The 23105-nt window shown below is 69.7% G+C and carries 23 protein-coding genes and 1 tRNA gene; 11 read left to right on the forward strand and 13 right to left on the reverse strand.

From position 1 onward, the window contains the following. Positions 1-21: 21 nt before the first annotated feature. The 3 genes from PXH83_RS11515 to PXH83_RS11525 are packed head-to-tail and all read right to left on the reverse strand — an operon-like array spanning position 22 to position 3385. The gene (locus tag PXH83_RS11515) at positions 22-903 is read right to left on the reverse strand and encodes an SDR family oxidoreductase (protein WP_274559498.1); all 882 of its coding nucleotides are present in this window, start codon (positions 901-903) and stop codon (positions 22-24) included. Further along, positions 900-1841, reverse strand: coding sequence for an alpha/beta fold hydrolase (locus PXH83_RS11520; protein ID WP_274559500.1), 942 nt, complete (start codon positions 1839-1841; stop codon positions 900-902). The genes PXH83_RS11515 and PXH83_RS11520 overlap by 4 nt, the downstream gene beginning before the upstream one ends. Continuing rightward, the gene (locus tag PXH83_RS11525) at positions 1838-3385 is read right to left on the reverse strand and encodes a flavin-containing monooxygenase (protein WP_274559503.1); all 1548 of its coding nucleotides are present in this window, start codon (positions 3383-3385) and stop codon (positions 1838-1840) included. The genes PXH83_RS11520 and PXH83_RS11525 overlap by 4 nt, the downstream gene beginning before the upstream one ends. A gap of 129 nt (positions 3386-3514) precedes the next feature. Here PXH83_RS11525 and PXH83_RS11530 point away from each other — a divergent pair, with 129 nt between their 5' ends. Next, complete coding sequence (locus PXH83_RS11530; protein ID WP_274559505.1) at positions 3515-4249, forward strand: MerR family transcriptional regulator; 735 nt, start codon at positions 3515-3517, stop codon at positions 4247-4249. Positions 4250-4279: 30 nt separating this feature from the next. Here the strand turns inward: PXH83_RS11530 and PXH83_RS11535 are convergent, their stop codons facing one another. After that, complete coding sequence (locus tag PXH83_RS11535) at positions 4280-5077, reverse strand: exodeoxyribonuclease III (protein ID WP_274559508.1); 798 nt, start codon at positions 5075-5077, stop codon at positions 4280-4282. A 63-nt stretch (positions 5078-5140) separates the two neighbouring features. On the opposite strand from PXH83_RS11535, the gene PXH83_RS11540 reads away from it, so the two are divergent. Both PXH83_RS11540 and PXH83_RS11545 read left to right on the forward strand, forming a co-directional pair. Next, positions 5141-5632 carry a GNAT family N-acetyltransferase gene (locus PXH83_RS11540; protein WP_274559510.1) on the forward strand — a complete coding sequence of 164 codons (492 nt, stop codon included), beginning with the start codon at positions 5141-5143 and terminating at the stop codon, positions 5630-5632. Between the two features lie 134 nt (positions 5633-5766). Next, positions 5767-6720: a trypsin-like serine peptidase gene (locus tag PXH83_RS11545; protein ID WP_274559512.1), complete on the forward strand. Its 954-nt coding sequence runs from the start codon at positions 5767-5769 to the stop codon at positions 6718-6720. A 92-nt stretch (positions 6721-6812) separates the two neighbouring features. Here PXH83_RS11545 and PXH83_RS11550 read toward each other — a convergent pair. From PXH83_RS11550 to galU, 7 genes are all read right to left on the reverse strand, one after another. After that, positions 6813-6886, reverse strand: a tRNA-Ala gene (locus PXH83_RS11550). Positions 6887-6946: 60 nt separating this feature from the next. Continuing rightward, on the reverse strand, positions 6947-8050 hold the full coding sequence (gene sepX / locus PXH83_RS11555; RefSeq protein ID WP_274559514.1) for a divisome protein SepX/GlpR: 1104 nt from the start codon (positions 8048-8050) through the stop codon (positions 6947-6949). A 162-nt stretch (positions 8051-8212) separates the two neighbouring features. Then, on the reverse strand, positions 8213-8839 hold the full coding sequence (locus PXH83_RS11560) for a GNAT family N-acetyltransferase (RefSeq protein ID WP_274562785.1): 627 nt from the start codon (positions 8837-8839) through the stop codon (positions 8213-8215). Further along, positions 8836-9429, reverse strand: coding sequence for a MogA/MoaB family molybdenum cofactor biosynthesis protein (locus tag PXH83_RS11565; RefSeq protein WP_274559516.1), 594 nt, complete (start codon positions 9427-9429; stop codon positions 8836-8838). The genes PXH83_RS11560 and PXH83_RS11565 overlap by 4 nt, the downstream gene beginning before the upstream one ends. Then, a complete protein-coding gene (gene moaC / locus PXH83_RS11570) occupies positions 9426-9905 on the reverse strand; it encodes a cyclic pyranopterin monophosphate synthase MoaC (protein WP_214919570.1) in 480 nt (159 codons plus the stop codon). The genes PXH83_RS11565 and moaC overlap by 4 nt, the downstream gene beginning before the upstream one ends. A gap of 62 nt (positions 9906-9967) precedes the next feature. After that, on the reverse strand, positions 9968-11269 hold the full coding sequence (gene glp / locus PXH83_RS11575) for a molybdotransferase-like divisome protein Glp (protein ID WP_274559520.1): 1302 nt from the start codon (positions 11267-11269) through the stop codon (positions 9968-9970). 4 nt (positions 11270-11273) lie between these two features. Further along, positions 11274-12176, reverse strand: a complete 903-nt coding sequence (gene galU, locus PXH83_RS11580) for a UTP--glucose-1-phosphate uridylyltransferase GalU (protein ID WP_274559524.1) — start codon at positions 12174-12176, stop codon at positions 11274-11276. Between the two features lie 83 nt (positions 12177-12259). Here galU and PXH83_RS11585 point away from each other — a divergent pair, with 83 nt between their 5' ends. Then, a complete protein-coding gene (locus PXH83_RS11585; RefSeq protein ID WP_274559526.1) occupies positions 12260-12853 on the forward strand; it encodes a 5-formyltetrahydrofolate cyclo-ligase in 594 nt (197 codons plus the stop codon). Here PXH83_RS11585 and PXH83_RS11590 read toward each other — a convergent pair. Continuing rightward, positions 12843-15644, reverse strand: coding sequence for a penicillin acylase family protein (locus tag PXH83_RS11590; RefSeq protein ID WP_274559529.1), 2802 nt, complete (start codon positions 15642-15644; stop codon positions 12843-12845). The genes PXH83_RS11585 and PXH83_RS11590 overlap by 11 nt on opposite strands. Positions 15645-15824: 180 nt before the next feature. On the opposite strand from PXH83_RS11590, the gene PXH83_RS11595 reads away from it, so the two are divergent. The 6 genes from PXH83_RS11595 to mscL all read left to right on the forward strand — a co-directional run bounded on the left by PXH83_RS11595 (position 15825) and on the right by mscL (position 21612). Next, positions 15825-17351, forward strand: a complete 1527-nt coding sequence (locus PXH83_RS11595) for a potassium/proton antiporter (RefSeq protein WP_274559531.1) — start codon at positions 15825-15827, stop codon at positions 17349-17351. 254 nt (positions 17352-17605) lie between these two features. Next, positions 17606-18874: an MFS transporter gene (locus PXH83_RS11600; RefSeq protein ID WP_274559533.1), complete on the forward strand. Its 1269-nt coding sequence runs from the start codon at positions 17606-17608 to the stop codon at positions 18872-18874. Between the two features lie 200 nt (positions 18875-19074). Next, positions 19075-19428 carry an FmdB family zinc ribbon protein gene (locus tag PXH83_RS11605; protein ID WP_274559535.1) on the forward strand — a complete coding sequence of 118 codons (354 nt, stop codon included), beginning with the start codon at positions 19075-19077 and terminating at the stop codon, positions 19426-19428. 81 nt (positions 19429-19509) lie between these two features. Further along, positions 19510-20343 carry an S-methyl-5'-thioadenosine phosphorylase gene (locus PXH83_RS11610; RefSeq protein WP_274559539.1) on the forward strand — a complete coding sequence of 278 codons (834 nt, stop codon included), beginning with the start codon at positions 19510-19512 and terminating at the stop codon, positions 20341-20343. Positions 20344-20565: 222 nt separating this feature from the next. Continuing rightward, a complete protein-coding gene (locus PXH83_RS11615) occupies positions 20566-21018 on the forward strand; it encodes a hypothetical protein (RefSeq protein WP_338054707.1) in 453 nt (150 codons plus the stop codon). Positions 21019-21141: 123 nt separating this feature from the next. Next, positions 21142-21612: a large conductance mechanosensitive channel protein MscL gene (gene mscL / locus PXH83_RS11620; protein WP_274559544.1), complete on the forward strand. Its 471-nt coding sequence runs from the start codon at positions 21142-21144 to the stop codon at positions 21610-21612. A gap of 13 nt (positions 21613-21625) precedes the next feature. On the opposite strand, the gene PXH83_RS11625 is transcribed toward mscL, so the two are convergent. Continuing rightward, entirely contained in the window at positions 21626-21853 is a 228-nt protein-coding gene (locus tag PXH83_RS11625) for a hypothetical protein (RefSeq protein ID WP_274559546.1), read from the reverse strand. A 117-nt stretch (positions 21854-21970) separates the two neighbouring features. On the opposite strand from PXH83_RS11625, the gene PXH83_RS11630 reads away from it, so the two are divergent. Then, positions 21971-23053: a P1 family peptidase gene (locus PXH83_RS11630; RefSeq protein ID WP_274559547.1), complete on the forward strand. Its 1083-nt coding sequence runs from the start codon at positions 21971-21973 to the stop codon at positions 23051-23053. Positions 23054-23105 lie beyond the last annotated feature (52 nt).

The following is a 23105-nucleotide window of genomic DNA, read 5'->3' on the forward strand; positions in this document are numbered from 1 at the left end:
CCGCCGCCAGAGCCCCGCCCCCTACCCCCGCTCCCCCCGCGCCTTCTCGTCCGCCTCTCCCCCCGCCCCCACAAGCCCCTTCCCCACACCCGCGAGCCGCGGCTCGAAGCGCTTCATCTCGCGCTGCCCCACCGCCCCGATGAGCGAAGGCAGGTAACCGCGCACCGACTGCATCCCCCGCAGCCACCACTGCGCGTACACGTGGGAGGACCGCCGCTCGATGCCGGCGACGATCCGGTCCACCGCCGGGCCCAGCGGATACGTCCGGTTCGAAGGCCACGGCAGCCTCTGCCGCAACTCCCGCATCACGTCGTCCTGATCCGCGCCCCGCACCATGTCCGTGTCGGTCCACGACAGATACCCGACGCCGACCCGCACCCCCCGGTAGCCGACCTCCGCCCGCAGCGAATGCGCGAACGCCTCCACGCCCGACTTCGACGCGCAGTACGCCGTCATCATCGGCGCCGGCGTGATCGCGGCCAGCGACGCGATCTGGAGGAAGTAACCCCGGCTCTCCATGAGCACCGGCAGGAACGCCCGCGCCGTCACCGCCCCACCGATCAGGTTGACCTCGATGACCCGCCGCCACGCGTCAGGGTCGGAGTCCATGAAGGGGCCGCCCGAAGCTACGCCCGCGTTGGCGACGACGATGTCGATCTTCCCGAAGCGTTCCTTCACCTCGCGCGCGACCTGCGCCATCGCCGCGTGGTCGGTGACATCGGCGTACCACCAGTCCGCCTGCGCGTGCAGCCGCGCCGTCACCTGCTTCAGCGCGTCCGGCTCCAGGCCGACCAGCGCCACCTTCGCCCCGCGCGCCGACAGCTTGCGGGCCAGCAGTTCTCCGACGCCGCGGGCCGCGCCCGTGACGACAGCGACCTGCCCTTCCAGGCTCTGCCTGCTCATACGGCCTCCTCCTCAAGTGCACTGCTCGCGCCGACGACGTACGTGGTGACAAGTTCGCGGAGTTTCGCCGTGACGGCCTCCGGCGCCTCCACCGGGGTCATGTGCCCGATGCCGGTGAGCTCGACGAGCCCCAGCGAATCCGGCAGCGCGGCCGCAACGGCGCGAGCGCCCGCAAGCGGCGTGAGCCGGTCGGCCGTCCCCGCGATGAAAGCGGTGGGCACCGCCAATTCCCGTACGCCCGCGTCGAGATCGAGCTCCGCGAGCACGTGCGACCACGCCACCCGCACCGCCCGAGGGCAGGCGTGCACGATACGAGCACACTCGGCCACCCGCTCCGGCGGCGAACCGGGGCCCATCGTCGCGTACTTGAGAATCTTCTTCGACAGGGGCGTGACCGGCCCCAGAGGGGCGCGCGCACCCAGGACCGCGCGGGTGATTCGCGTCCGAACGCGCCCGGCGCGCATCGGCAGCACGAGCGACTCCGCAACCAACCGCGAGCTCCCCGTACTGCACAGCAGAACGGCCGCCGCATGCTCGCGGAACCCGCGCCGCCCCGCAGCGGCCATCATCGTCATGCCACCCATGGAGTGCCCGGCCAGTACGGCCTTCTCGCCCGGTTCGAGCGCGGCGGCGAGCACCGCTTCGAGGTCGTCGGCGAGGGCGTCCGTGCTGTAGCCGCCGCGCCCCACGGCAGGGGACCGCCCGTGACCCCGCTGGTCGTACACAACGACCCGGTAATCACCTGCGAGTTCACGGATCTGCGCCGCCCAGAACTCCGTGGAGCACGTCCACCCGTGTGCCAGCACCAGCGCGGGCGCGTCTTCGGCGCCGTACACCTCGACATGCAGCCGCGACCCGTCGGCGGACACGGCGGTCAGCTCGCGCGAGGCGACGAGGGGGTCAGCACCACCGCCACCGCGCTTCATCAACCGGCTCATGCGACGGTCTCCTTGGCTGCGACGCTTTCCTCGGCCGCGACGCTTTCCTCGGCCTCGGCCCGTACTCCAGCCCGCACCACCCGCATCACCTCGTACTCGGCGAGATTCACGTCCCGCGTCGCCCGCCGGAACTCGCTCGGCGTCCCCGGCCACACCGTCGTATTGCGCCCATTCGCGTCCAGGTACCAGCTGTCGCAGCCGCCCGTGTTCCAGACGGTCCGCTTCATGCGCTCCTGCACGCGCCGGTTCCAGGCATTGACGGCCGACGGCCGCACGGCCAGCGCCGCCCTGCCGCCGAGGACGTTCAACTGCCGCATGAAGTCCGCCATGTAGTTCAGCTGGGACTCGATCATCAGGATCATCGAGCTGTTCCCGAGGCCCGTGTTGGGGCCGATGATCGTCATCCAGTTGGGGAAGCCCGCCGCCGTCGCACCGCGCAGCGACTGCATCCCGTCCTTCCACGCCTCGGCGAGTGTGATGCCGTCGGCGCCCACCACCCGCTCGGCGATCGGCATGTCGGTGACGTGGAAGCCCGTACCGAAGATGATCGCGTCGACCTCGGCCTCGCTCCCGTCGGCTGCGACGACCGTCGAGCCGCGCACCTCCTTCAGGCCGGACGCCACGACGTCCACGTTGTGCTGGGCGAGCGCCGGATAGTACGAGCTGGACAGCAGGATGCGCTTGCAGCCGATCCGGTACGACGGCGTCAGCTTGGCCCGCAGCGCCGGGTCCTTGATCGCCTTGGCCATGTTGGCCTTGGCGAGCGACTCGATCATCCCCAGCTGATTGGGGTGCTTGGTGAACGCCGTGACCTGCAATTCCCGTACTCCGAAGAGGATTCCGCGCCGCGCCTTCCCCGTGAAGGGAAGCTGCCGGTGCAGCCACCGCTCGGCCCCCGTGATCGCCCGGTCCATGCGCGGCATCACCCACGGCGGCGTTCGCTGGAAGAGCGTCAGCTTCTCCACGTCGGGCTGGATCGAAGGCACGATCTGGATGGCCGAGGCGCCCGTCCCGATCATCGCGACGCGCTTGCCGCGCAGGTCGTAGTCGTGGTCCCACCGCGCCGAGTGGAAGACCTTGCCGGGGAAGCCGTCGAGGCCCGGCACCGCGGGGATCTTCGGGTCGGACAGCGGACCGGTCGCGGAGACCACCACATCGGCCGTCAGCGTCCCCTGCGCGGTGTCGATCTCCCAGCGCAGCTCGTCGCCGTCCCAGCGCATCATCTTCACTTCGTGGTCGAGCCTGATGTGCGGCCGCAGCCCGAAGGTGTCCGTGACGTGCTCCAGGTACGCCCTGATGTGCTCCTGGCCGGAGAAGGTGCGGGGCCAGTCCGGGTTGGGCGCGAAGGAGAAGGAGTACAGATGGGACGGTACGTCGCACGCACAGCCCGGGTAGCTGTTGTCCCGCCAGGTGCCGCCGACCGAATCGGCGCGCTCCAGGACGACGAAGTCGGTGATCCCCTCGCGGCGCAGCCGGACGGCCGCCCCGAGGCCACCGAATCCGGATCCGATCACCGCCACTCGTACGTGCTCGTGCTCGGCCATGCCGACGCCTCCCGCGCTTCCGCGACACTGCCAGCAATCACTGGCACGATTGGGAGAGTAGAGCAGCGGCGTACTCATGGGTAGAGGTACGACGCACAAGTTACCGGCGGTACAACATAGGCTTCCCACGTGGACAATGGCGCAGAGGCACGCGAATACCGCACGGAGGAGCTGGCCAGGGCGGCCGGCATCACCGTACGCACCCTGCGCTTCTACCGTGAGCGCAAGCTGCTCCCACCGCCGCGCCGCGAGGGCCGCATCGCCTGGTACGACTCCCGCCACCTCGCCCGGCTGCGCACCATCACCGCCCTCCTGGAACGCGGCCACACCCTGACCGGCATCGCGGACCTCGCCAGCACCTTCGAGAGCGGCCGCGACGTCGGCGAACTCCTCGGCCTCGGCGAGGACTCCGCCCCCGCCACCTGGACCGAGGAGACCCCGGTCCGCCTCACCCCCGAGGACCTCGCCGACTACTTCGCGGGCGAGGTCACCCCGGAGAATTTCGCCGCGGCGCTCGAACTCGGCTATCTGGCAACGGACGGCGAAGAAATCGTCCACGTCAGCCGCCGCCTGCTCGACGTGTCGGCGGCCCTGGTGCGCGAAGGCGTCCCGCTGGCGGCCGTACTCAAGGCGGGCCGCGAAGTCAGGAAGCACACAACGGCGATGGCCGAGATCTTCACGGACATGGTCCGCACGCACATGAGCGGGGCCGCGACCGACGACGCACTCGGGGACGCGACCGACGACGCGACCGAAGACCCCGCCGCATCCCTGGAGCGCCTGCGCCCGCTCGCGAAGAGCGTCGTCGAGGCCGAGCTGTCGATGGCGCTGGACCGCATCATGAGAGCGGAAAAGGACGCCTAGCCCTGCCCCCGGGGCCCCACACGCTGTCCGCTACCGCTCAAATACGGCCGTCACCGGCGCATGGTCCGACCAGCGCAGGTCATAGCTGGCGGCCCGCTCGACGTACGCCTTGACCGCCCGGGCGGCCAGCCCCGGCGTCGCCACCGCGTAGTCGATGCGCCATCCCGAATCGTTGTCGAAGGCCTTCCCGCGGTACGACCACCACGAGTACGGCCCCTCCTGCTCCGGATGCAGCGCCCGCACCACGTCGACGTACTCCGCCTCGTCGAACACCCGCGTGAGCCACGCCCGCTCCTCGGGCAGGAACCCGGAGCTCTTGCGGTTCGCCTTCCAGTTCTTGAGGTCGGCCTCCTGGTGGGCGATGTTCCAGTCGCCGCACACCAGCACTTCGCGCCCGCCCGCCGCCGCACGCTCCTTCAGCTCCTTCAGGTACGGCAGGAACTCGCCCATGAAGCGCACCTTCTCGTCCTGCCGCTCCGTACCGACCTCACCGGAGGGCAGATACAGACTCGCGACAGTGACTCCCGGCAGGTCCGCCTCGACGTAACGCCCGCTCCCGTCGAACTCCGAGCTGCCGAATCCGACCTGCACCCGCTCCGGCGCCCGGCGCGTGTAGAGCGAGACGCCCGCACGCCCCTTGGCGGCCGCCGGAGCGTGTACGACATGCCAGCCCTCGGGCTCGCGCACATCCTCGGGGAGCTGCTGCGGCTCGGCCCGTACCTCCTGGAGGCACAAGACATCGGCGGAGGTCCCGGCCAGCCACGGCACGAAGCCCTTCTTGGCGGCGGCACGCAGCCCGTTAACATTCACGGTCGTCACAGTGAGCATCCCGGCACCATACCGACCGGAAAAGCGTTCCCGCCGACACTGCATACCCGTACGCTGATACGCATGAATATCCAGACGCGCCCTTACGACCACCAGGACGCCCTCAAACTCGAAGCCGAAGTACAGCAGGAGTACATCGAGCTCTACGGCGGCGAGGGCGACACCACGCCTCTCGACCCCACGATGTTCGCGCCACCGAGTGGCCTGTATCTCATCGCGTACGACGAACAGGACCGCCCCGTCGCCACCGGCGGCTGGCGCAGCCAGGACAGGAACGGCGAGGGCTACGCCGACGGCGACGCCGAGCTCAAGCGGATGTACGTGATCCCCGAGTGCCGCGGCCTCGGCCTGGCCCGCCGCATCCTCGCCGCCCTGGAGGCGGACGCCCGCGCGGCCGGGCGGATACGCATGGTCCTGGAGACCGGCAACCAGCAGCGCGAGGCAATCGCCCTTTACATGTCGGCCGGTTACGCCCCCGCGGCGAAGTTCGGCCACTTCCGCGAGTACGAGACCAGCCGCTGCTTCGCCAAGCCGCTGACACACACTTCGCCTTGACCCGGTCCTGACAAAGAGTCAATCCCGTGGCACTCTGCCTGACGTAGACGTACGCGTACGCCGATCCGCACCGTCCAGCTTCCCCCCACCTGCCCGTGCGACACCACGCGCGGGCACGGCAGAAGGAGACATGCGTGAGACGCCATGGACGCCACCGCACCGCAGCCGGGATCCTCTTAGCCGTCGGCACCCTGCTGGCCGGAGCCCTCTCGGCCACCGCCGCCGGCGCCGCACCGGCCCCCACATCCTTCAAGCAGCAGCAGTCCCCGGGCTTCTGGACCGCGGAACGCATGCGCGGCGCCATCCCGCTGGACCTGCTCGCCGACACCCGCGGCGCCCTCAAGTCCCGCAAAGCCGTCAAAGCGCCCAAGTCGGGCGCCGCATCGACCACCGTCGCCCCCACCGCGTTTCCCCAGGCCGGTGGCGCCTGGGCCGGTGGCGGCGCCGTGGTGAAGACCTCGGGCCGGGTGTTCTTCACCTTCCAGGGCCGTACGGCCTCCTGCTCCGGCAACGCGGTCACCAGCCAGAACGCCAGCACGGTGATCACAGCAGGGCACTGCGTCAAGTACCAGGGCAGCTGGCACACCAACTGGGTCTTCGTCCCCGCGTACAACAACGGCCAGGCGCCGTACGGACAGTGGAGCGCCAGCAAGACGTTCGCCACCGACCAGTGGGCGGCGAGCGAGGACATCAACTACGACGTCGGCGCCGCCGTCGTCGCCCCGCTGAACGGCAAGAAGCTGACCGAGACGGTCGGCGCACAGGGCCTGCAGTTCAACGGCGGCTACAACAAGCCGATGTACGCCTTCGGCTTCCCGGCCGCATCGCCGTACGACGGCACGAAGCTCATCTACTGCAGCGGGAACACCTCGAAGGACTTCCTCTTCTCCAAGGACCACAGCCTGGCCTGCAACATGACGGGCGGCTCCAGCGGCGGCCCCTGGTTCGCCTCGTTCAACGAGACCACCGGCACCGGCCTGCAGACGTCGGTGAACAGCTTCGGCTACACATTCCTGCCCAACCGGATGTTCGGCCCGTACTTCGGCAACGAGGCGAAGGCCGTCTACGACAAGGCGCAGATCGCCTGATCGCACACACCCACAACACGCACCACAACACACACCCACAACGACGAGATCCCGCCCGATCTGAACGATCGGGCGGGATCTCGTGTGTGCGGTGGACCTGTGGGGATTTGAACCCCAGACCCCCTCGATGCGAACGAGGTGCGCTACCAGACTGCGCCACAGGCCCTTGCAACGAGTGAAACTTTAGCACCCCGATCGGGGTGCTTGGAAATCCGTTCCTCGCAGGTCACTCGTTGACCGCGCGGGGCCGGTCCTCGTCCGCGTACTGGTCGAAGAGCGGCGTGCGGCCACTGTCGCGGCCGCGGCGCGAGGGGGCCGTGCGCTGGTGCGGTGCCGTGTCGGTCGCGGGCGGGGGTTCGGGAGCGGGCGTCGGCTCGGCAGTGCTGGAGCGTGCCGAGCTCCAGGTGCCCGGGTCGCCGAAGTCCACGCTGCCCGTGGCGCGCGGGGCGACAGGCGCCGTGACGTACGTCGGCAGCGGGACCGGAACCGGGTCCCAGCTCTCGCCCCGGGCCGAGCCGCGCTCACGCTCGCGCTGCTGATCGACCCACTCGGCGTGATCCGTCTGCTCCACCAGCGCACGTCGGCCCGCCTCCTGGGGCGACACCGCGGGCGCCGGTTCCGGCTCCGGCCGTACGACGGGCTCCTCGTCGAGCTCGACCGCCACCGGGCGGCGTCCCTGCGGCCGTCGCTCGCGCAACCGCTGCGCCGCGACCTCCGCCCTGCGCCGGTCCATGGTGAAGGCGAAGCGCCGCCGCTCCGTCGTCCGCAGATGCACGATGTACGTGCTCAGCAGTACGGCGGGAACGGCGGGCGCCCACAGGAACTGGAGGCCGCCGACCGCCGCGACGATCGCGCCCAGGGTGAAGGCCAGGAAGAGGACCACGGTGGTGCGCCGACGGCGCGCGAGGACCTTCGAGCGCCGGGCGCGTTCGGCGGCGGCACTCGTGGTGCGCGCACGCCGTTCCTCCCTGGCATCCTCCTGCTCCTTCCCCTCCTTCCCCCGCGCCTGCTCCCGTACTTCCTCACGGGCGGCGGGGTGCTCGGGCTGCGTCGGGGGCACGGCGAAGGCCCGGACGTCGACGGAACTCAATCGGTCCGTGACTGCGTCCGGGTCCACGTCGGACTCCGCCTCACTGGCGCCGCGATCCTGAAGCTCCTTGGCGTATCGGCGCTCCATGGCCGCCCGTCCGGACAGCAGCCGGATGGCGGTGCTGAAGCGTTCCGTCGGACGGGCTTCATTGAGCTCGTCCTGCCTGCGGAGCCACATCGGCACCAAGTAGGCGGCCCAGGCCCCGACGATGACTGCGTAAATGAGGCCGCTGCTGCTCACGCCCCACACCGTAGAGGGATTCGCGCAAGGCCATCCGCCAATTGCGCCGGTGTGTCGCACGATCTGGCTGATAAGTCGAACTTTTTTTGTGACTGATCGGATCAACAGACCGCTATGTGGGTCCTTTTACGATCAGGAGTCGATCGATTTCGAACACTTATTTCATTTCCGCGGCGTCCCGGGTTGCGCCTGGTGCCAGCGGGTGAGCAGACCCTCGGACACCTCTTCCGCCGTGAGCGCGAAGACAAGATGGTCACGCCATCCACCGTCAATGTGAAGATAACGTGGACGGAGTCCTTCCTCGCGGAATCCGAGTTTCTCGACAACTCTGCGACTCGGCCCGTTCTCGGGGCGAATGCAGATCTCGACGCGGTGCAGCCCGACCGTACGGAAGCAGTGGTCGACGGCGAGCGCGACGGCCGTCGGCATCACGCCCCGGCCCGCGACCTCTCGGTCGACCCAGTAGCCGACGTGCCCCGAGCACATCGAGCCCCAGGTGATCCCGGCGACCGTCAACTGGCCCACCAGCTGCCCCCGGTACTCGATGACGAAGGGCAGCATCCGGCCGGCGTTGGCCTCGGCGCGCAGGTGGCGGACCATCTGACGGTAAGTGGGGCGCTGGGCGACCGGGCCTGCCGGGGCGGGCGGCGGAATGGTCGCCTCCCAGGGGCGCAGCCAGTCGCGGTTGCGCCGGTTGACCTCGCGCCAGCTCCGCTGGTCGCGCAGCCTTATCGGACGGAGGGCGACATCGCCGTCCGTCAGCACGACGGGCCATGGCGAAACGTTCAGGTCGGGCTCCCCGGCCGGGGATGGTCGCCGCCTCGGATCTGGTCGACGGCGTGCAGGAGCAGGCGGTCCAGGACCGCGAGTCCGTCGCGTACGCCGCCGGTGGATCCGGGGAGGTTGACGATCAGGGTTCGGCCCGCGACGCCGGCGAGGCCGCGGGAGAGTGCGGCGGTCGGAACCTTCACCAGGCCCTCGGCACGGATCGCCTCGGGGATGCCGGGGATCTCGTAGTCCAGGACGCGGCGGGTGGCGTCGGGGGTGCGGTCGGTCGGCGAGATGCCGGTGCCGCCGGTGGTGACGATCACGTCGCACGCGGCGCCGACGCCCTCGCGCAGGGCCGCCTCCACGGGATCACCGTCGGGCACGACCACGGGTCCTTCGACCTCGAAGCCGAGGGCGGCCAGGGCCTCGGCGATCAGTGGGCCGCCCCGGTCGGCGTAGACACCGGCGGAGGCGCGGTTGGACGCCGTCACGACGAGTGCCTTGAGTGCGGCGCGGGGTGACGGCTGCGGCGTGGTGGCGGCCGGTGCCGGCACGGCCGCCGGCTCGTGGCTGTGGCTGTACACCTCTCCGGCGCGGGGGGCGGGACTCATGCCCGGCTCCAGTCTCCGGACTTGCCGCCCGTCTTCTCCTCGACCCGTACGTCGGTGATGACCGCGCCCTTGTCGACCGCCTTCACCATGTCGATCACGGTGAGCGCGGCGACCGTGACGGCCGTCAGGGCCTCCATCTCGACGCCCGTACGGTCCGTCGTACGCACCGTGGCGGCGATCTCCACGGCGTCGTCGGCGACCGACAGGTCCAGCTTCACGCCGGAAACCGCGAGCGGGTGGCAGAGCGGGATCAGGTCGGGCGTGCGCTTCGCGCCCATGATGCCCGCGATACGGGCGGTGGCAAGGGCGTCGCCCTTGGGGACACCCTCGCCCCGCAGCAGCTCGACGACACGCGGCGCGACGAGGACGCGCCCCGTCGCGCGGGCGGTGCGCGAGGTGACGTCCTTGTCCGATACGTCGACCATGCGGGCTGCACCCGCCTCGTCGATGTGCGTGAGCCGTTGGTGCGTACTCATTACGTGTGGCGCTCCCGGTCAGGGCCTGTGAGGGCAGACACGGTACCCCCACCGGGCCCCGGTCAGCCGAGCAGTACCACGACGACCTCAGTGCCGGGCTCGGCCGTGGTGGCGTCCTCCGGGACGGTGATCAGCGCGTTGGCCCGGGCGAGGGCCGCGACCAGGTGGGATCCGGCGCCGCCGACGGGGGTGACGGTGCCTGATTCCTCATCGTACGTACCCCTCAGGAACTGGCGCTTCCCGGCAGGCGAGCTGAGCGGTTTGTCGGCGCTCAGGGTGGCGCGGACCGTCGGGCGGTGGACGTCCTTCAGGCCCATGAGGGCGCGGATCGCGGGGCGCACGAACAGTTCGAAGGAGACGTACGACGAGACCGGGTTCCCGGGGAGGGCGAGCAGCGGGGTGTGCTCGGGGCCGATGGAGCCGAAGCCCTGGGGCTTGCCCGGCTGCATGGCCAGCTTGCGGAAATCGATACCGCTGCCCGGTACGTCCTCGTCGCCGACGGAGGACAGGGCTTCCTTGACGACGTCGTACGCCCCGACGCTGACGCCGCCGGTGGTTACGATCATGTCGGCGCGGATCAGCTGGTCCTCGATGGTGGCGCGGAGCGTCTCGGCGTTGTCGGTGACCGCGCCGACACGGTAGGCGATGGCTCCCGCGTCGCGGGCGGCGGCGGTGAGGGCGAAGCTGTTGGAGTCGTAGATCTGTCCTGCCGCCAACTCCTCGCCGGGCTGAACCAGTTCGCTGCCGGTCGACAGGACGACGACTCTGGGCCGCGGGCGGACCTTCACGGTGGCGCGGCCGATGGCGGCGAGGAGTCCGATCTGCGGCGGGCCGACGACCGTACCGGCTTCCAGGGCGAGGTCGCCGACCTGAACGTCGCTGCCGCGCGCGCGGACGTGGGCGCGGGCCTCGACGGGCCGGTGGACGCGGACTTCGCCGGACGCCCCCTCGGGGGCGGCGCTGTGCGCGCGCATGGCGGCGGCCGGGCCGCCGCCCGTACCCCCGTCGGTCCACTCGACCGGGACGACGGCCTCGGCGCCGGGCGGCAGCGGGGCGCCGGTCATGATGCGGGCGGCCTGGCCGGGGCCGACGGTGAGCGTTTCGCCGCTGCCCGCCGCCACGTCACCGATGACGGTGAGGACGGCGGGGAACTCCTCGCTGGCGCCCGTCACATCGGCCGTACGGACCGCGTACCCGTCCATCGAGCTGTTGTCGAACGGCGGCAGGGCGATCTGGACCGTGACGTCCTCGACGAGGACACAGCCCTGTGCGTCGGGGAGTTGCAGCTCGATGGGTTCGAGCGGCTTCACCGCGGCGAGGATGTCCTCCAGGTGGTCGTCGACCGACCAGATCGTGCTGCTCAAGGTGCTACATCTCCTCGGTGACGTAACTGCGAAGCCAGGCCCGGAAGTCCGGGCCCAGGTCTTCACGTTCGCACGCGAGTCTGACAATGGCACGCAGATAGTCGCCCCGGTCCCCGGTGTCATAGCGGCGGCCCTTGAAAACGACGCCGTGCACGGGGCCGCCGACCTTCTCGTCCTCGGCCAGGAGCTGGAGGGCGTCGGTGAGCTGGATCTCGCCGCCGCGGCCCGGCTCGGTCTTGCGAAGTATGTCGAAAACGGCAGGGTTCAGGACATAGCGGCCGATGATCGCGAGGTTGCTGGGCGCCTCGGCCGGGTCGGGCTTCTCGACCAGTCCGGTGACCCGTACGACATCGCTCTCGGCGGTCGGATCGACGGCCGCGCAGCCGTAGAGGTGGATCTGGGCGGGGTCGACCTCCATGAGTGCGACGACGCTGCCGCCGTGCTGCTCCTGGATGTCGATCATCCGGGACAGCAGCGGGTCGCGCGGGTCGATCAGGTCGTCGCCGAGGAGGACGGCGAAGGGCTGGTCGCCGACGTGCGGCGCGGCGCACAGGACGGCGTGGCCGAGGCCCTTGGGGTCGCCCTGGCGGACGTAGTGCATGGTGGCGAGGTCGCTCGACTCCTGCACCCGGGCCAGGCGTTCGGCGTCGCCCTTGCGGCCGAGGGCCGACTCCAGCTCGTAGTTGCGGTCGAAGTGGTCCTCGAGCGGGCGCTTGTTGCGGCCGGTGACCATGAGGACGTCGGAGAGGCCCGCGGTCACGGCCTCCTCGACCACGTACTGGATGGCGGGCTTGTCGACGACGGGCAGCATCTCTTTGGGAGTGGCCTTCGTCGCCGGCAGGAACCGGGTACCGAGACCAGCGGCGGGGATGACAGCCTTGCTGATCCTGGGGTGCGACTGAGTCATGGTCAGAACGATATCCGTTGCGTATGGGCGGAAGATTAGGCTCCGGTCAATAAATTCTCATACGAGGGGTTTGTGGAGCCGCTGTGTTGTGTGACGAGCCTGACAAGGCCGGGTTGCGAAGAGAACTCCTGGACATGAGGAACCGGTTGACCAGGGATGACGCGCAGAAGGCGGCCACGGTTCTGGCCCGCAGGGCATTGGAGCTTCCGGAGCTCACAGAGGCCCGGACAGTGGCCGCATACGTAGCGTTCGGGAGCGAACCGGGCACCCGCGCGCTGCTCGACGCGCTGCGCGCGCGGGGCGTGCGGGTGCTGCTGCCCGTGCTCCTGCCGGACAACGATCTGGACTGGGGCGAGTACGAGGGCGCCGAGAATCTCGTACGGGCCAGGCTCGGCCTCCTCCAGCCCGGTGGCACGCCACTCGGCGTGGACGCGATCCTCGAAGCCGATGCGGTGCTGCTGCCCGGCCTGGCCGTGGACAGCCGCGGGACGCGGCTCGGGCGGGGCGGCGGCTCGTACGACCGGGCCCTCGCCAGGCTGGAAGCGGCGGACGCCCGTCCGCACCTGGTGGTGCTGCTGTACGACGACGAGGTGGTCGCGCGGGTCCCGAAGGAACCGCACGACCACCCCGTGACCGCCGTCGTGACGCCGAGTGGAGTCAGGCGCTTTACGGCCTGAGCACCAGCTTGTCGGCCGTGCTCTTCTCGACCGCCTCGTCGCTGAAGGCCCAGTCGAGCAGCTCGCCCCTCGCCCACTTGTCCGTCTGGTCGGTGTAGTGCGCGCTGTACGCGTGGCCCGAGGCGCCGGTGAGGTTGATCCAGCGGGACTTGTCGAGGTCGTTCAGGTTCACGACCATCCGCATGGACGGCACCCAGGTGACCTCGTAGCCGCCCGCCGCGTTCCAGCCGGTGGCGTTGACGGCGGCCTCGCCGCCGCCCAGGTTCCACGGGCCCCGGTTGAGCAGCCACTGGACGGCGCCGGGGCCCTCGGTGCCGAGGGTCTGATTCTTCAGCGTCAGCTGGTGCAGGCGGCCCCAGCTCCAGCCGTCGACGTCCTTGCCGAGCTTGGCCGTGAGCTCCCAGCGGGCGTCCTTGAGCGCGCGGGCGAGCAGGTCTTCACGGGTTTTGGTGGGCTTGTCGAGGCGCGTGCTCGGCGACTGCCACCATTCGTTGTTCTCGTCCTTCAGCATCTTGCGGACGACCTCGTACCAGCGGTCGCCGCCGTCCGGCTGGGCCGAGTCCTTGTCGCGCTGGCCGCACTCGCGGACCCGCTCGTCGAGGTCGTCGACGGGGCCCGTGCTGTCGGCGGGACGGACGATGAGGCACTGGCCCTTGACCCGGAGTTCCTTGGGCAGCTTGTTGCCGAAGGCGAGCTTGAGGACGTTGCGCCACACCGCGTTGAAGTACGCGGCGGCGGCGGAGTCAGGCTCCTGCGTGTAGTCCCAGCCTTCGAGGAGCTTCTGCGCCTCCCGGACGTTCGGGTCCGAGACATCGGTCTTCAGCAGGTGGGGCGTGAGCAGCTTCGCGATCTCGCTGCTGTTGTCCGTCTGCATGGTGCGCATGTCGTCGGTCGAGATCTTCCCGCCGTCCTTGATCTTCGACTCGATGAGGTCGTTGATCCGCTGGCTGCGGGCGCCGTAGCCCCAGTCCTCGGTGAGGAGGTAGGGGTACTTCTTCTTGTCGATCACCGCCTGGTTGGCGGTGACGATGTAGCCGCGCTCGGGGTTGTACTCGTACGGCAGCTCGTCCTGCGGGATGAACTTGGTCCAGCGGTAGCGGGAGTCCCATCCGGGGGCCGGCAGTGTGCCGTTGCCCGCGCCGCGGACCGGGATGCGGCCGGGGGCCTGGTATCCGATGTGGCCCTTGGTGTCGGCGTAGATCAGGTTCTGCGAGGGGACCTCGAAGTGGGCGGCCGCCGCGCGGAACGTCTTGAAGTCCTTGGCCCTGTTGAGCTCGAAGACGGCGTCCATGGACTTGCCGGGCATGAGGGCGGTCCACTTGAGGGCGATCCCGTAGCCGTTGCCCCGGTCGGGGGCGGCGTTGGTGACGGGGGCCTTCTCGCCGACCTTCTCCAGCTCGCTGCTGCGGTCGGAGACCAGCGGGCCGTTGTTGGTGGAGCGGACGGTGATCTTCTTCGGCTTGCCGCCGGCGACCTTGATGGTCTCCTCGCGGGTCGTGAAGGCCTTCTCCCGGCCGTCGTAGAGGTAGGTCTCGCCGGAGACCTTCTCCAGATAGAGGTCGGTGACGTCGGCGCCGAGGTTGGTGAAGCCCCAGGCAATGTCCTGGTTGTGACCGATTATTACGCCGGGCATGCCGGAGAAGGTGTAGCCGGCGGCGTCGTACTGGCACTTGGCGGAGACGCTGCGGCAGTGCAGGCCCATCTGGTACCAGAGCGAAGGCAGCTGCGGGGCGAGGTGCGGGTCGTTGGCGAGGAGCGGCTTGCTGGTGGTCGTGTACCTGCCGGAGACGACCCAGGAGTTGGAGCCGATGCCGCTGCCGTTCGGGCCGAGGAGGGCGGGGATCTCGTCGAGGGCGTCGGAGATGCCGGCGAGCTGGGACTGGAAGCCCTGGGTGGCGTCGGTCGCGTTGTTCGCGATGCCGTTGCCGTTGCCTGTACCGGTGCCCGTACCCGTACCGGTGCCGGATCCAGTGCCCGTACCTGTGCCTGTGCCTGTGCCTGTGCCGTTCGACGTGGCCGAGGCGGTCGGGTCGTACTTCTTCGTGTCCTGGTTGAGCGCGCCCTCCCCGACGACCGGCTTGTTCCGGTCGTACGGATAGGCCGGATACAGGTCCTTGATCTGCTTCGCCGTCAGCCGGCTCGTCATCAGCGACCGGTCGATCTCGTCCTGCATGTTGCCGCGCAGGTCCCAGGCCATGGCCTTGAGCCAGGCCACCGAGTCGACGGGCGTCCACTTCTCGGGCTTGTAGTCGTTCGTGAAGCCGAGAGCCGCGTACTCGACGGAGATGTCCTTGCCGTCGCGTCCTTCGAGGTAGGAGTTGACGCCCGCGGCGTACGCCTGGAGGTACTTCTTGGTCTCCGGCGTCAGCTTGGTGTCGTACTCCTGCTGCGCGACCCGGCGCCAGCCGAGCGTGCGCAGGAAGGCATCCGTCTCGACCTGGCCCGAACCGAACATCTCCGAGAGACGGCCCGACGTCATGTGACGGCGTACGTCCATCTCGTAGAAGCGGTCCTGTGCCTGGACGAAGCCCTGGGCGCGGAAGAGGTCCTCGTCGGTGTCCGCGTAGATCTGGGGAATGCCGTAGCTGTCGCGCTTGACGTCGACGATGCCCGAAAGGCCGTCGAGTTCGAGTGATCCCGTGGTCTGCGGGAAGGAGGCGCGCACAGTGCTGACGCTCCAGTACGTGCCGTAGCCGACACCCGTGACGAGGGCCAACACCAGCACGATCACGATCAGGCGGGCGCGACGCCCCTTCTTCTTGCCGGAAGAGGCGGTTGTGTTGGCGGGCATCGCTGTCCTTCGAGGGGCAGGGTGGTCCTGGAGTGCTGGAGCAACCATAGGCGCAGCACTCTTGGGCTCCGGACTCGGTGCCTGTTTGAGCGGTTGTACGGACGATCAGGAGCGTCAAGAAGGCGTTAAAGATTAGGTAAGGTAACGAAGTACTGGCCAACGGAGGAACCGCCGGCGGGCGTGCGAGGGAAGGAACGGCCACTGACTGTCCACGAGCTCAACGAACTCCTGCTCATCTGCTCGCTCGTCCTGCTCATCGCCGTCGCGGCGGTTCGCATCTCGTCCCGGAGCGGGCTCCCCAGCCTGCTGCTGTATCTCGGGATCGGCGTTGCCATAGGGCAGGACGGCATCTTCGCCGTCAAGTTCGACAACGCCGAACTGACGCAGGTGATCGGCTATGCCGCGCTTGTGGTGATCCTGGCCGAGGGTGGCCTGGGTACGAAGTGGAAGCAGGTCAAGCCCGCGTTGCCCGCCGCGGTCGTGCTGTCGACCGTCGGCGTCGCGGTGAGCGTGGGCGTTACGGCGGCCGGTGCGCACTATCTCGTCGGCCTCGACTGGCGGCAGGCGCTGATCATCGGCGCGGTCGTCTCGTCGACGGACGCCGCCGCGGTCTTCTCCGTACTGCGCAAGGTTCCGCTGCCGGCCCGGATCACAGGTGTGCTGGAGGCGGAGTCGGGCTTCAACGACGCCCCTGTCGTGATCCTGGTGGTCGCCTTCTCGACGGCCGGGCCGGTGGACGACTGGTACTTCCTGGTCGGCAAGATCGTTCTGGAGCTGGCGATCGGCGCAAGCATCGGTCTCGCGGTGGGCTGGCTCGGAGCGTTCGGACTGCGTCATGTGGCACTGCCCGCTTCCGGCCTGTATCCGATCGCGGTCATGGCCATCGCGGTGTCTGCGTACGCCGCCGGAGCCATCGCGCACGGCAGTGGATTCCTCGCCGTCTACCTGGCCGCCATGGTGCTGGGAAACTCCAAGCTGCCGCACTGGCCGGCCACGCGCGGATTCGCGGACGGTCTCGGCTGGATCGCACAGATCGGCATGTTCGTCCTGCTCGGCCTGCTGGTTACGCCGCACGAGCTGGTGGCCGACTTCTGGCCCGCTGTCGTCGTGGGTCTGGTGCTCACGATGGTGGCGCGGCCGCTGGAGGTCCTCGTCAGCCTGCTGCCGTTCCGTATCCCGTGGCGGGAGCAGGCCCTGATGTCCTGGGCCGGGCTGCGCGGTGCGGTGCCCATCATTCTGGCGACCATTCCCCTGGTCACGGAGATCGAGGGCAGCGACCGGGTCTTCAACATCGTCTTCGTCCTCGTCGTTGTCTACACCCTCGTACAGGGGCCGACGCTGCCCTGGCTGGCGAAGCGGCTGCGGCTCGGCGTCGACCCGTCGGAGGCCGCCGACCTGGGCATCGAGTCGGCGCCGCTGGAGCGGCTGCGCGGACACCTGCTGTCGGTCGCGATCCCCGAGAAGTCGAAGATGCACGGCGTGGAGGTGGCCGAGCTGCGACTGCCGCACGGGGCCGCCGTGACCTTGGTCGTACGGGACGGCACCAGCTTCGTACCGCTGCCGACGACTGTGCTGCGGCGGGGCGACGAGCTGCTGGTCGTGGCCACCGATCCGGTGCGGGACGCGGCCGAGAAGCGGCTGCGGGCGGTCGGGCAGGGCGGAAAGCTGGCTGGATGGCTGGGAACCGGCGGCACAACGTCCGATTGATCACAGGCAGTGTGACGGATTCCTTAGGCATTTACAGGCGTCACCCCAGGGACACCCTGTAACATGAAGGTCTACTGATCGACCAACTCTGCCTGACGCAGAGCTGGCGCGACCGTACGGCGGCCGGCCCCCTCTCGGTGGGTGTCCTGGTATCTACCGCCGGTCCTGCGCAAGAGGACAGCTCTCGGCGGCTCCCGCACGCCCACCACCGCGTGCACAGGGGAGCGTCACCAGGCGGCAGAAAGGCAAGGACCGTGTCCAACACGGTCACCACCCCGCGCCCTGGTTACGGCCGGCTGCTCCGCACCCCTGGAGCATGGACGTACCTGTTGCCCGGATTCCTGGCACGGCAGCCCTTCGCGATGCTGACGATCGGCATCGTGCTGCTGGTGCAGCACACCACTGGTTCGTACGGAAGCGCGGGCGCTGTAGCCGCAGTAACCGGCGTTTCCATGGCACTGTTCGCGCCGCAGAGCGGCAAACTGGCCGACCGTTTCGGACAGAGCGCTGTTCTGATTCCGGGCGTCCTTGTACACACCGCTTCCGTCGTCACACTGACGGCGCTCGCGCTCGCGGACGCCCCCATGTGGGCACTGTTCGTCGCGGCCGTCCCTACCGGTGCTTCCGTACCGCAGATCGGCCCGATGGTGCGGGCCCGCTGGGCCGCCAAGCTGGAGGGCTCGCCGCTGATGTCGACGGCGGCCGCCTTCGAGTCCGTGACGGACGAGTTCACCTTCGTCGTCGGCCCGGTGCTCGCGACCGCGCTGTGCACCGGTGTGCACCCGGCGGCCGGTCTGGCCGCAGAGGCGGCGCTGACGCTGGTCGGCGGCCTGTTCTTCGCGATGCAGCGGCGTACCCAGCCGCAGGCCGGACGCCTGACCGTGTCCGAAGGACGCCGGGCCTCCGCCCTCTCCGTGCCGGGCGTACGCGTCCTCGCGATGGCCTTCCTGGGCATCGGAGCGGTCTTCGGCGGAATGCAGGTCTCGCTGACCGCCTTCTCCGAGGAGATCGGCAACCCCGGCGTCAACGGGCTGCTGTACGGCACCTTCGCCGCGGGCAACATGCTCGCGGGCATCGCATGCGGCGCGATCGCCTGGAAGGTCGGCCCCCGCCGCCGGCTGATGGTCGGGTACGCCGCCCTGACCCTGGCCGCCTCCGGACTGTGGGCGGTGCACTCCGTGCCACTGCTCGCCGGGCTGGGGCTGCTGGTCGGCCTGTGCATCGCGCCCGCGCTGATCACCGGCTACACGATGGTCGAGACCCTGGTGCCGGCTTCGGCCCGTACCGAGGCCTTCACCTGGCTGACCGGCGCCGTTGCGCTCGGCCAGGCCGCGGCCGTCACTGTCGCCGGCCGACTGGCGGACGCGAACGGGGCCAGCGCCGGGTTCCTGGTGCCGCTGGGCGGTACGGCGCTTGCGCTGATCACGCTCGTGGCGCTGCGCTCGCGGCTGACGCCGGGCCGCGCGACCCGAGTGGTCACGCGCGGCTCGGTCCACCGCGATCCTGTCGCGGTCGGTGAATGACGCAGCGGAATACGTCACTGTGACTCCTCCACCACATGAAATGCGGCGGCTTCTCACTTGAGTCCGAGGACCCTCATGACGGCCAAGCCCTGACCGCTGCCCGCAGGCAGGTGACAGACGTTACTCCAGTCAGCCGCGCGTAACAGCTACTATGGACGATTGTTAGCACTCAACGAGCGAGAGTGCCAGGAGGAAGACAAGTGCCGACCTACCAGTACCAGTGCACCGAGTGCCGCGAAGGCCTCGAGGCGGTGCAGAAGTTCACCGATGACGCACTGACCGTGTGCCCGAGCTGCCAGGGACGCCTCAAGAAGGTGTTCTCCGCGGTCGGCATCGTCTTCAAGGGTTCCGGGTTCTACCGGAACGACAGCCGCGGCTCCTCGTCGAGCAGCACGCCGGCCACGTCGTCCGCGAAGACCGCCGCGTCGTCTTCTTCGTCGTCCTCGTCTTCGGGGTCCTCGGGGTCTTCGTCCGACTCGAAGCCTGCCGCGTCGTCGAGCACCAGTGGCTCTTCGGGTTCGTCGAGCTCTTCCAGCAGCACCTCGGCCGCGTAGCGCGCCACATGCCGTAACAGGACCCCGCCGTATCGGACGGCGGGGTCTTCGGCATGTCCGTGCCCGGCTACTGTGGCGGCCATGTTGAACGCACAGATCGGCGTGATAGGCGGCTCGGGCTTCTACTCCTTCCTGGAGGACGTGACCGAGGTACAGGTGGACACCCCCTACGGGAAGCCGAGCGACTCCCTCTTCCTCGGTGAGATCGCCGGGCGGCGGGTCGCCTTCCTCCCCCGCCACGGTCGCGGTCACCACCTGCCGCCGCACCGCATCAACTACCGCGCCAACCTGTGGGCGCTGCGTTCCGTCGGCGCGCGCCAGGTGCTCGGGCCGTGCGCGGTGGGCGGGCTGCTCGCCGAGTACGGGCCGGGGACGCTGCTCGTACCGGATCAGCTGGTGGACCGTACGAAGGCGCGTACGCAGACCTTCTACGACGGTGAGACGCCGGTCGACGGGAAGCTGCCGAAGGTGGTGCACCTGAGCTTCGCCGACCCGTACTGCCCCGAGGGGCGCAAGGCTGCGGTCGCGGCGGCACGCGGGCGTGACTGGGAGCCGGTGGACGGCGGGACCCTGGTCGTCATAGAGGGGCCGCGTTTCTCCACGCGGGCCGAGTCGCGGTGGCATGCGGCGATGGGCTGGTCGGTGGTCGGCATGACCGGGCACCCGGAGGCTGTACTCGCCCGGGAGCTCGGGCTCTGCTACACGTCGCTGGCGCTGGTGACGGACCTGGACGCCGGGGCCGAGACGGGCGAGGGCGTCTCCCACGAGGAGGTGCTCAAGGTCTTCGCCGCGAATGTCGACCGGCTGCGCTCCGTGCTCTTCGACGCGGTGGCCGGGCTGCCGGCGGACGAGGCGCGCGACTGCCTGTGCGCGCACGCGCTCGACGGGCTGGACACGGGGATCGAACTGCCCTAGCGGGTGAGCGAGTTTTCCACAGACCGGGGGTGGTCCACAGGCTCCGGCGGGATCCGGGCAGAGCGTGGATCGTGAGGAGCGTTCAGCCGAATCTCCTCGCGGCAGGCGGTGGTTTCCGTGTCCCCCTCGTCCTCTACGTCCCCCACTTACTCTCTTCCCGCGCGTCCGGCCCCGCCTCCCTGCGGTGTGCCCGGGTTCGCCCCTGTTCGGGTGCGTGGCGGCATGCGCTTCCTGCGGCGCGCGGTGCGGCGCAGGAAGCGGGCGATGGCGGGCGCACTCGCCATGGCAGCCGCCGCGCTGGCCGCTTCGGGCGTGTACGACACGGGTCGTACGGGAGCCGGGCCGGCGGCGGCCGTCGCCGCGCCGCAGCGTGAGCGGAAGCCGGTGGAGATGGTGTCCGCGCCGGTACGTATCGCTGATGCCGCGACCGTGCGGCTGCTGCGGCGGGGCGACCGCGTCGATGTGATCGCCGCCGCCAACGCGTCGGCGGGCGGCGCGAGATCCGGTGCGCGGGTGGTGGCCGCGGGTGCCCGGGTGGCCGAAGTACCGAAGGCGGCGGCCGGGACTTTCGGAGACGACAGCGGGGCGCTGGTGGTCCTGTCCGTCCCCCGGAACACGGCCGCGGAACTGGCCGGTGCGGGGACGACGTCGCAGCTGGCGGTGACGTTGTGCTGACTAGAACTGGCGCGCCCGCATGTCACTGGTTCGTGGGCCGCGACTGGACAGGCCCGTCACGTGCTGACGTAGGTTGCGGAACGGTTTGCTCCGTCCCCGGTAAATGCGAAAAGAGGCTCATTCGTGAGCGAGCAGAAGCAGAGCGTCCTGGAGGGCTTCAAGGTCTTCCTGATGCGCGGCAATGTGATCGACCTTGCCGTCGCGGTGGTCATCGGCGCCGCGTTCACGAACATCGTGAACGCCGTGGTGAAGGGGATCATCAGCCCCCTGGTCGGGGCGATCGGCACGAAGAACCTGGACGTCTACTCCTCCTGCCTGAAGGACCCCTGCGGCATCGACGCGAAGGGGGAGCCCACCGGCGTCAACATCCTCTGGGGCTCGGTCCTGAACGCGACGCTCTCCTTCTTGATCACCGCTGCGGTCGTCTACTTCCTCATGGTGCTGCCCATGTCCAAGTACCTGGCCAGGCAGGCGAAGCGGAAGAAGGAGAAGGAGGCCACGGTGGAAGTCATGGAAGCCACCGAGGTCGAGCTGCTGAAGGAGATCAGGGACGCCCTGGTGGCGCAGCGCGGCTCGGGTCACGACAACCCGTAGCCACTGCTGCTGCTCAGAGGTGGTGCGGCGGCTTTTCGTCCAGGAAGCGGGCGAGGGCGGCCGCGCTGCCGGAGGACTCGCCTGGAGCCCGCTCACCCCACCCTCGGTCCGTATCGTCCGCCGATTGCTGGTCGAGCGGATCTCCGAAGTCCAGTGCCGGCTTGGGCCGTGGCTTTCGCTCCGGCTGCTGCTCGGGCTCGTGCTCCGGATCGCGCGGTCCGTGGGCGGGGGCGGTGCTCATACCTCAAGGGTACGGCGATCCGGCAGAGCTGACCTCTCGCGACGGACCTCTCGCGACGGGCCTTTCGCGACGGGCCTTTCGCGCCGCGGCAGCCAACCCCCGTGATACCTACAAACCATGGGACAGATCACGAGAGCAGACGCACTGACGGACGTGGCCGGTCTGCGCGTAGGGCATGCCCGAGTGCCTGGCGACCGCGCGCTGAGCGGCACCACCGTTGTCCTGGCCCCGGAGGGCGGGGCCGTCGCCGCCGTTGATGTACGGGGCGGGGGACCCGGCACGCGCGATACGGACGCCCTCGACCCGCGCAATCTCGTGCAGCGCATCGACGCCGTAGTGCTCACGGGCGGCAGCGGGTACGGCCTCGATGCCGTGTCCGGGGTGATGGCGTGGCTGGAGGAGCAGGGGCGCGGCTTCCGGGTCGGACCCGACCCGGCGCAGGTCGTGCCGGTCGTCCCGGCCGCCTGCCTCTTCGACCTGGGGCGCGGCGGCGACTGGCGGGCCAGGCCGGACGCCGCGACAGGACGTGCGGCCGCCGAGGACGCCGCCCGTACGGAAGCCGGGGCACCGGTCGCCCAGGGCGGTGTGGGCGCTGGGACGGGCGCGGTCGTGGGCGCGCTGAAGGGCGGAGTCGGCTCGGCGAGCGTCGTCCTCGACTCGGGCATCACGGTGGGCGCGCTCGCGGTCGTCAACGCCGTCGGCTCGGCGCTCGATCCGCTGACGGGCGTGCTGTACGGGAGCTATTTCGGGGGCCGGGTCGATTACCCGGCGGCGGAGGTGCACGAGGCGGCGCAGCGCCGCCTCGACGAAGCGCGAAGAGAAACCGAGCGGCGCTCGGCGGGCTTCGCACGCCCGCCGCTGAACACCACCCTCGCGGTCGTCGCCACCGACGCCGAACTCACCCGCGCCCAGGCGCAGAAGCTCGCGGGCACGGCGCACGACGGCCTCGCGCGTGCAGTACGTCCCGTACATCTGCTCACCGACGGAGACACCGTCTTCGCTCTCTCCACGGGCACGAGGCCGCTGCTGACCGAGACGCCGGAGCCCGTCTTCGCGGCGCACGCGGGCGCAACCGCCCTGAATGAGGTGCTGGCCGCCGGCGCCGACGTGTTGACTCGCGCGGTGGTGAAAGCCGTACTGGCGGCGGACGGGTTCGACGGACCGGGTGGCGCTTACCCGGCGTACCGGGATCTCTACTGACGTAGAGACGCGCCGAGTTGACCGGGGCGCGCGGGAACCACTCGTGCGCCCC

It is taken from the genome of Streptomyces spiramyceticus (assembly GCF_028807635.1).
Classification (GTDB): Bacteria; Actinomycetota; Actinomycetes; order Streptomycetales; family Streptomycetaceae; genus Streptomyces; species Streptomyces spiramyceticus.

Bases quoted from the DNA above. Each gene is read 5' to 3' on its own strand.
- PXH83_RS11610 (WP_274559539.1), top strand. From the start codon at position 19,510: ATGTTGAACGCACAGATCGGCGTGATAGGCGGCTCGGGCTTCTACTCC.
- PXH83_RS11540 (WP_274559510.1), top strand. From the start codon at position 5,141: ATGAATATCCAGACGCGCCCTTACGACCACCAGGACGCCCTCAAACTC.
- PXH83_RS11625 (WP_274559546.1), bottom strand. From the start codon at position 21,853: ATGAGCACCGCCCCCGCCCACGGACCGCGCGATCCGGAGCACGAGCCC.
- PXH83_RS11630 (WP_274559547.1), top strand. From the start codon at position 21,971: ATGGGACAGATCACGAGAGCAGACGCACTGACGGACGTGGCCGGTCTG.
- PXH83_RS11535 (WP_274559508.1), bottom strand. From the start codon at position 5,077: ATGCTCACTGTGACGACCGTGAATGTTAACGGGCTGCGTGCCGCCGCC.
- PXH83_RS11525 (WP_274559503.1), bottom strand. From the start codon at position 3,385: ATGGCCGAGCACGAGCACGTACGAGTGGCGGTGATCGGATCCGGATTC.
- PXH83_RS11615 (WP_338054707.1), top strand. From the start codon at position 20,566: ATGCGCTTCCTGCGGCGCGCGGTGCGGCGCAGGAAGCGGGCGATGGCG.
- moaC (WP_214919570.1), bottom strand. From the start codon at position 9,905: ATGAGTACGCACCAACGGCTCACGCACATCGACGAGGCGGGTGCAGCC.
- PXH83_RS11515 (WP_274559498.1), bottom strand. From the start codon at position 903: ATGAGCAGGCAGAGCCTGGAAGGGCAGGTCGCTGTCGTCACGGGCGCG.
- galU (WP_274559524.1), bottom strand. From the start codon at position 12,176: ATGACTCAGTCGCACCCCAGGATCAGCAAGGCTGTCATCCCCGCCGCT.
- PXH83_RS11565 (WP_274559516.1), bottom strand. From the start codon at position 9,429: ATGAGTCCCGCCCCCCGCGCCGGAGAGGTGTACAGCCACAGCCACGAG.
- PXH83_RS11520 (WP_274559500.1), bottom strand. From the start codon at position 1,841: ATGAGCCGGTTGATGAAGCGCGGTGGCGGTGGTGCTGACCCCCTCGTC.
- PXH83_RS11590 (WP_274559529.1), bottom strand. From the start codon at position 15,644: ATGCCCGCCAACACAACCGCCTCTTCCGGCAAGAAGAAGGGGCGTCGC.